This is a genomic window from Arthrobacter sp. R4 (assembly GCF_051365025.1).
In the GTDB taxonomy this organism is placed as follows: domain Bacteria; phylum Actinomycetota; class Actinomycetes; order Actinomycetales; family Micrococcaceae; genus Arthrobacter.
In genome coordinates this window covers 1-6,225 of record NZ_JBLWIJ010000050.1, presented here as the reverse complement: position 1 = coordinate 6,225, position 6,225 = coordinate 1, and the positions used below count along the sequence as shown (strand labels likewise).

Here is a 6,225-nt window from a genome sequence, read left to right as displayed (position 1 = left end):
AGCCCACGACGAAATGAAGTCGGCTATCAGCAGCTAAAGCGCAGACCGACTGGTCCTCACACCGTCTAGTCCGCATACCGCCGTAAAGGCTCCGGACGTCCTCAGCCTCCTCTAAGAACGTCCGACGGCGGGTGGCAGCTCCGTCCCGGCAGGAACCACTGGTTCCCTGCCGGGACGGAGCTGTTTACGCATTAATCTCTTTTTCCATCACTACGCGCGGCCACGCGCCCAACCCATGCCGGGCTTCCTCCCTCACGATCTCCTTTAGACCGTTGGACCAGGCTTGTTCGGGCAGGGTCCTGAAGCCGAGGCGCTCATAGTAGGGTGCGTTCCATGGGACCTCGCTGAAAGTTGTCAACGTCATTCCCTGGAGGCTGCGTGCGGCGGCCCACCGTTCCACATGGTCGATGAGGGCGCTGCCGAGGCCTTTGCGGCTGTGCGCAGGGTGGACGCTGACCTGTTCGATGTGGGCCCTGCTGTCAATAACGTCTACGAGGATGTACGCGACGGGATTGTCGGCCGGGTCTGTGGCCACCCAAGCCCTGCCATCGCGCAGGTAGGGCGCCAGATCGCTCTGAGACGGTGGGGCGTCGTCCGCTACGGCGTCCATCCCGAGCCCGCGAAAGAGTACTCCGGCGGCGATCTCAATGTCACGGATTCCGGAGATGTCTTCTGGCTTGGCCTCCCTGATCACCTGTCCAGTATTGCCCAGATGGCCTCTTCTGGGAGGCTCCGGATTTCCTTGGCGTGCGGAATCAGCTTGCCGGGCGTTACGTCGACATGGCGGCTCGACTGCGTGTACAGCCTTGCCGGGCAGCCTTGATCTGCGTTGGACGTGCGTTGCCTAAGTTTGGTGGTGGTTGCGTTGGGGTTTTTGGTGGGGGTCGATGTGGGGTGGGGGGATGAACCAGGGGATGCCGGTTTTGACCTGGATTTGCCATTGTTCTTTGTGGACGAGGTGGTGGTGATGGGTGCAGAGCAGGGTGCCGTTGTCGGTGCTGGTGGATCCGCCGTGTGACCAGTAGGTGATGTGGTGGGCTTCGCACCAGGGTGCGGGGACGTTGCAGCCGGGGAAGGCGCAGCCGTGATCGCGGGCGGTGATGGCTTTGCGGATGTGGGGCGGGAAGATCCGGGTGGTGCGGCCGATGTCCAGGATGCGTCCTTCGCTGCCGAGCAGGACGGGGATGATGTCGGCGTCGCAGGTGATCTTGCGGACCGTGGCGGGGGCGGCGGGGCCCGTGAACGCGAACGATCCGGTGCCGGGAATGCTGCCGGGATCCGGGGTCCCGGTGCGGGGGACCCTGCCGGTGTCGCGAGTGTTGTGGTGCTGCGGGGTGGGGTTGGTTGGTTGAGGGCGGTAGCGGGGTCCTTGGGTGGTGGCGTGTTCGAGGCGGTCCAGGAGGTCGCGGTAATCGATGGTGACCATGACTTGGGGGCGGAGTCCTCCGGTTGCGGGGAGGGTGCCGGTGGCCAGTGCTGCCTTGCAGGCGCCGACGAGGCCGTCGAGAAGTTGTTGTGGCCGAGTGCGCCGGTCCAGGTCGGGTTGAGGGGCGGCACCGGTATCCCCGTTGTCCCCCTCGTCCGTGCTGCCGGCCCCGCTGTCTGGCGTGCTGGTGGCGTCGCTGCCGCCGGTACCGGTGGTGGTGGTGTGGGGATTGCCTGCCTGGGTGCGGGGATTGGTGGCGGTGTTCATGACGGTGATGAGGTGTTCGTATTGGTCGGCGGTTGCGAAGATTTCCACATGTGCAGCCCGCGGCGGGCCTGGCGGAGGAAGGCGCCCTGCCGGTGGCGGAGTTCGTGTTCGGTGGGTTCGGTGCCGTCCTGGTCGATCGCCTCGGTCCAGCGGCGGGCGATTCGGGTGAGGAAGTCGGTGTCGTTTTCTGCGGCGGTGCGGGTTAGGGCGTGTTCCATCCGGGTGGTGGTGTGCGCGGGGGCGTGGTGCCGGACGCGGTCCAGTGCCAGGGTGATGATGCTTGCGGGGTGGGACGCGACGGTCCCTGCTGCGAGGGCGGTAGCGAGTTCGGGGCGTTCGGCGGGCTGGGTATCCCCGGTGATCCCGGTCCGGGGCAGCACCGCGGCGGCGAGACTGATCCGGCGGTGGGCTTCGGCGACGCTGATCCGGAGCCGGGCACGAAGGAACTCGGCGGTGTTCTTGCAACCGTCATCGGCCGGCGACGCCGGAACAGGCTGAACAGGCTGCGCGGTGAAGCCGGCGCGGCCAACGGTGGCGCGATCGGCAGTGCCATGAGGCCAGGAAGCATCGGTCTCATCAAGCGTTTCGGTGCCGTCATCCCACCCGGTGATCCAGGAACCGCCGTTCCGGGTCCTAGCGGTTGCTGCGTCGGCGATGGCCTGGGTGCGGGTGCGGTCCACCGCGCCCGCACCGAGGACCTGCAGGTACTCCACGGACCGGGAGAGGTCCTCGACCTGGCTGGCGTAATCGGCGGCTTCCGCGTAGCCCGCCATTGCCAGGAAGCCCGGCCCGGCCGCCGCGGCCGCTTTCACGACGGCGATGGCCTCCGCAAGCGCTGAAGCATCCGGCAGCCCGGCAGGGCTGGGCAGGCACGAAGCAGCTACCTCCGAGGTTGGAACGAACTGCTTGTCGGACCGGGCAGCCCTGATGCCGCCGTCGAACGCCCTGCCCCTGGAAGCGGCCCCAACAGACGTGTCAGCGCGGGTGAGCAGGGCGGCTGCGCCGCCGTGCCCCACCCGCTGAACCCTAAGAGCTTCCATAGGAATACCCTGCCAAAGGGGTACGACAATCTTGCTCTCACATAGACCGCCAACGAAAAGAAGGGCCTTAGTCCTCCGCGATCACCGCCACGCCACCGGCCTCAATGGTGCCCCCAAAGCGGTCTCCGCTGAGCAGGTCCGTTCCAACGGCCCGGACCGAGGCCGACGAGCGCGAGTGGTTGATGGCGAAGAGGAAGGAGCTGCCGTCAGCGGCGCGGCGGCGCGTGAGTTCCACCCCGGAATCTGCCTGTGTCAGAGGCGCAACTCCGGATTCAGCCAGCAGCCTGTCCACCACTGACTCGATACCGTCATGGTCCGGGAATGTGGCCAGGTACCACGCAGCCCCAGACCCTACAGCATGCCGGGTCAGCGAGGGCACACCCTCGAGGGGGTAATCGGTGAAGGTCTGCAGCGCTTCCGCCCCGGCCAGGTGGAGGTGCTCACTCCACACGGACGAGACACCGCCGTCGCTCAACTTCAGTTGGGAGTCCGCCAGCAGCGGGTGGAACTCCTCCACACGAATGCCCAGCAGGTCACGGAATGCGCCAGGATAGCCACCCAGCCGGATGTGGTCCTTTTCGTCAACTATCCCGCTGAAGTAGGTCACCAGAACGGTGGCGCCCGCCTGAGCGGCAGCCGCGATGTTGGTGGCCGCGTGGTCGGTGACGGAGTACAGGGTGCAGACGAGGACCAGGTCGTACCCCTCCAGCGAGGCGGAGGGGTGGACGATGTCCACGGAGATCCCGCGCAGGAACAGCGAACGGTGGAATGCGCGCAGGACGTCGAGGTACTTCACGTCCTGGCTTGGCTTGGAGTCGATCTCGCTGGCCCACCATGCCTCGTAATCGAAAACGATGGCAGCCTTGGACTCCACGCGGGAACCCCGGACTGGCGCGAGCCGCTTCAGTGCAGACCCCAGCTCCACCACTTCGCGCCACACCCGCGTATCCCGGCCGCCGTGCGGAACCATGGCCGAGTGGAACTTTTCCGACCCGGCAAAGCTTTGGCGCCATTGGAAGAACATGACGGCATCCGCCCCGCGTGCCACATGCGCCAGGGAGTTGCGCAGCATTTCCCCGGGCATCTTGGGCTGGTTGCGCGGCTGCCAGTTGACGGCCGACGTCGAATGTTCCATCAGGATCCATGGGTCGCCGCTGGCAATACCCCGGGTGAGGTCCGCGCTGAACGCGAGTTCGATCTGGCGCTCGGGATCGGCGGCCACGAGGTAGTGGTCGTTGGCGATGACGTCCAGGTCCTTGGCCCACTCGAAGTAGTCCATCGACTTGGTGGCGCTGGAGGCCATCAGGTTGGTGGTGGCCGGAATGTTGGGAGTGACTTCCCGCAGCACCGCCACCAGCTCGCGGTAGTAGTCCATCAGCGCCCACGAGTTGAAGCGCTGGAAGTCCAGTTGCTGGCCCGGGTTGAGGGTGGAGGGGGCGACGGCGGGCGGCAGGATTTCGTCGAAGGAACCGTAGTTCTGGGACCAGAATGCCGTTCCCCAGGCTGCGTTGAGGGCAGCTATGCTGCCGTAGCGGCGTTCCAGCCAGCTGCGGAACGCGGCGGCGTCCTCCGGGCCGTAGAACTCGGAAACGTGGCAGCCAAGTTCGTTGTCTACGTGCCACAGCGCCACGGCGGGATGGTTCTTGTAGCGTTCGGCGATGATGCGGGTGATACCCGTTGCATAACGGCGGAAAACGGCCGACGACGGCGAGTAGTGCCGCCGGGAGCCCGGTCCCAGCACGGTCCCGTCAGCCGTGACTGGCAGGATCTCGGGGTGCTTGCGGACCAGCCAGGCCGGGGGAGCGGCCGTTGCCGTTGCCAGGGCCACCTTGATCCCGTTGGCGGCGAGGTTGTCCAGGACTTCGTCCAGCCAGCCGAAGTCGTATACGCCTTCGGCAGGTTCCAGCAGTGCCCAGGAGAAGATTCCAACACTGAGGAAGGTGAGGCCGGCTTCCTTCATCAGCTCCAGGTCTTCCAACCGGACACTGGCGGGCCACTGCTCAGGGTTGTAGTCGCCGCCGTAGGCGATCCCTTCGACACCGTCCCAGACGCTCGCCGGGCCTGATCGTTCCTGCAAAGTCATGTGACTCCTTTGTCTGATGCTTGGATTAAAACGTACATGAAAACCGATGTTTGGAAAACGCTTGCCCACTGCGAATAATCCGGCTATTGTATCGTTTCAGAAGGTGTGTAAGCCAGCTCACTGCTCGCGTTGTAGATAAATGGGTACGGGCTTACACAGAACGAGCAAGGAGGCTCTCATGATCAACAGAAGGCATTTCCTCACCACCGTGGCCATCGGCACCGCATCTGCCGCTGCACTCGCGGCCTGCGGTACCGGCTCCACCACCGCCGGGGAAACCGGCTCCGCGGAGAACCCCGTCACCATCAACTACACCTGGTGGGGCAACGACGACCGTGCTGAGCGCACCCGTAAGGCCATTGCTCTGTTCGAGGAAAAGAACAAGGACATCAAGGTCAACGGCAACTTCACCGACTTCGCCGGATACTGGCAGAAGCGTGCAACCGAAGCCGCCGGCGGTGGCCTGCCCGACGTCATGCAGTGGGACCTGTCCTACATGCGGGACTACGGCCAGCGCAACCAGCTCCTGGACCTGGGCACGGTCAAGATCAATACGGACGCTTTCGACAAGTCGCTCCTGCCCTCGGGCCAGATCCGTGGCAAGACTTACGGCATTCCCACCAGTACTAACGCCTTTGCCGTGTACTACGACCCCGCCAAGCTCGCCTCACTCGGCATCGCCGAACCGGACGGCACCTGGACCTACAAGGAATACAACGGGTTCCTGGCCGAGGTCGGCTCCAAGGGCAACGGCGCGCTCTTCGGCGGCACCGATTACACCTCCGTCTGGTGGATGTTCAACATCTGGCTCCGCCAGAATGACATCGCCGCCTTCACCGATGAGGGCAAGCTTGGCTTCACCAAGGATGACCTGAAGAAATGGTGGAACCTCACCGCCGACCTGCGCGGCACTCCCGCCATCGTTTCCGAGGAACGCACCACCCAGCTCGCTCCGAAGTCCCCGTTCGGCTCGAACGTCACCGCTACTGAGGTCACCTGGGATAACTTCATGGCCGGCTACCTCGCTGACAGCGGCGCCAAGGAGCTCAAGCTCGTGCCCGTTCCCTCCGACGATCCGGACAACTTGGGCCTGTTCCTGAAGCCCTCGATGCTGATGGTCGCCAGCGCCAAGACCAAGTACAAGGACGCCGCTGCCCGGTTCATCGACTTCATGGTCAACGACCCCGAGGTAGGCCAGATCTTCAAGACGTCCCGCGGCGTTCCGGCCTCCAAGACCCAGCGCGACGGCACCACCTTTGAGGGCACCGACAAGCTGGTTGTTGACTACGAAAAGTCCATCGAGAAGTACCTCAAGGACGCCCCCGAGCCGCCCATCGTCGGCTTCGGCACGCTGGAAGCTTCCTTCAAGCGCATCAGCTCCGAGCTGAACTACGGCAAGGTCACCGTGG

At 64.7% G+C, this 6,225-nt stretch carries 5 protein-coding genes; 1 reads left to right on the top strand and 4 read right to left on the bottom strand.

Annotation, left to right across the window (positions count from 1 at the left end):
* Positions 1-184 precede the first annotated feature (184 nt).
* The 4 genes from ACLKOZ_RS22170 to ACLKOZ_RS22155 all read right to left on the bottom strand — a co-directional run bounded on the left by ACLKOZ_RS22170 (position 185) and on the right by ACLKOZ_RS22155 (position 4,816).
* Complete coding sequence (locus ACLKOZ_RS22170) at positions 185-694, bottom strand: GNAT family N-acetyltransferase (protein WP_436478394.1); 510 nt, start codon at positions 692-694, stop codon at positions 185-187.
* A gap of 150 nt (positions 695-844) precedes the next feature.
* Positions 845-1,741 carry an HNH endonuclease gene (locus ACLKOZ_RS22165; RefSeq protein ID WP_436478392.1) on the bottom strand — a complete coding sequence of 299 codons (897 nt, stop codon included), beginning with the start codon at positions 1,739-1,741 and terminating at the stop codon, positions 845-847.
* Complete coding sequence (locus ACLKOZ_RS22160) at positions 1,690-2,733, bottom strand: DUF222 domain-containing protein (RefSeq protein ID WP_436478390.1); 1,044 nt, start codon at positions 2,731-2,733, stop codon at positions 1,690-1,692. The genes ACLKOZ_RS22165 and ACLKOZ_RS22160 overlap by 52 nt, the downstream gene beginning before the upstream one ends.
* A gap of 67 nt (positions 2,734-2,800) precedes the next feature.
* The gene (locus tag ACLKOZ_RS22155; protein ID WP_436478388.1) at positions 2,801-4,816 is read right to left on the bottom strand and encodes a beta-galactosidase; all 2,016 of its coding nucleotides are present in this window, start codon (positions 4,814-4,816) and stop codon (positions 2,801-2,803) included.
* Between the two features lie 178 nt (positions 4,817-4,994).
* On the opposite strand from ACLKOZ_RS22155, the gene ACLKOZ_RS22150 reads away from it, so the two are divergent.
* Positions 4,995-6,225 (top strand): ABC transporter substrate-binding protein (locus ACLKOZ_RS22150; protein ID WP_436478386.1); only part of this gene is annotated, 1,231 nt, incomplete at its 3' end.